At 40.9% G+C, this 1,121-nt stretch carries 1 protein-coding gene; it reads right to left on the bottom strand.

The annotated features are described in order from the left end of the window. The coding region (locus AC1DTM_RS27755; RefSeq protein ID WP_477001405.1) for a Cna B-type domain-containing protein at positions 1 to 1,121 on the bottom strand (1,121 nt) is incomplete at both ends.

Raw genomic sequence — 1,121 nt, 5'->3', positions numbered from 1 at the left:
GCCTTCGGCATCGTATGCCGCTAAGTCTTTGAATCCATATTTCCAGCCTGTTGCTTCACTTACTTCTTGCGTCGCAACTACTTGGCCATTTTGTAGTAAGTCTACYTTGATTGTTGCCGGACGATTTGTTGCGTTTCCGTCTTTCCAAGTCTTCGTTCCTTCTACTGTTGTTTGCGCTACTTTTGTATTYGTAATGTCATRACCGTGAACTTCGGATTTATATCCATCTACTGGTTCTTCTTTTACTTCATACTTGTACGCATTGCCTTCGGCATCGTATGCCGCTAAGTCTTTGAATCCATATTTCCAGCCTGTTGCTTCACTTACTTCTTGCGTCGCAACTACTTGGCCATTTTGTAGTAAGTCTACTTTGATTGTTGCCGGACGATCTGTTGCGTTTCCGTCTTTCCAMGTCTTTGTTCCTTCTACTGTTGTTTGCGCTACTTTTGTATTCGTAATGTCATAACCTTTTACTTCGGATTTATATCCATCYACTGGTTGTTCTTTYACTTCATACTTGTACGCRTTGCCTTCGGCATCRTATGCCGCTAAGTCTTTGAATCCATATTTCCAACCTGYTGCTTCACTTACTTCTTGTGTATTGATGACCTGACCGTTTTGTAGTAAATCTACTTTGATTGTTTTCGGACGATCTGTCGCATTGCCATCTTTCCACGTCTTTGTTCCTTCTACTGTTGTTTGCGCTACCTTTGTATTCGTAATGTCATAACCTTTTACTTCGGATTTATATCCATCTACTGGTTCTTCTTTTACTTCATACTTGTACGCATTGCCTTCGGCATCGTATGCTTGAAGTTTTTCAAATGTATACTTCCAGTTTGTTGCCGCTGTTACTTCTTTTGTGTCTACTACTTTACCGTTTTGTAGTAAGTCTACTTTGATTGTTGCCGGACGATTTGTTGCGTTTCCGTCTTTCCAAGTCTTCGTTCCTTCTACTGTTGTTTGCGCTACTTTTGTATTYGTAATGTCATGACCGTGAACTTCGGATTTATATCCATCTACTGGTTCTTCTTTTACTTCATACTTGTACGCATTGCCTTCGGCATCGTATGCCGCTAAGTCTTTGAATCCATATTTCCAGCATTTCCAGCCTGTTGCTT

It is taken from the genome of Bacillus sp. P4_D3, from assembly GCF_056401855.1.
The sequence above is the reverse complement of the archived record's forward strand: the minus strand, read 5'-3'. Positions and strand labels throughout refer to the sequence as shown.